The 287-nt window shown below is 66.9% G+C and carries 1 protein-coding gene; it reads right to left on the reverse strand.

Going from position 1 to position 287, the window contains the following annotated elements:
* The coding region (locus SM754_RS20175) for an SDR family NAD(P)-dependent oxidoreductase (protein WP_323677931.1) at positions 1-287 on the reverse strand (287 nt) is incomplete at both ends.

The following is a 287-nucleotide window of genomic DNA, read 5'->3' on the forward strand; positions in this document are numbered from 1 at the left end:
GTCGATCCGATCGCCGAGTCCCCCGTACCCGCACGCGACTGGAAGTTCGTGTCGACGGGGCCGGGAGCGAGCACCGTCGCGGAGACGCGGGTGTCGCGCAGCTCCTCAGCGAGTGCCTCGGTGAAGGAGTTGACGTACGCCTTGCTGGCGTAGTAGCTGGCCATGAACGGCCCCGGCTGGAAGCCGGCGGTCGAGCCCACGTTGAGTATCTTCCCGCTGTCCTGTGCGGTGAAGTCGTCGAGGAACAGCCGGCTCAGCTCGACGAGCGTGACGACGTTGAGCTGGAG

Origin of the sequence: Halorubellus amylolyticus (genome assembly GCF_034808145.1) — an archaeon.
GTDB lineage: Archaea > Halobacteriota > Halobacteria > Halobacteriales > Natrialbaceae > Halorubellus.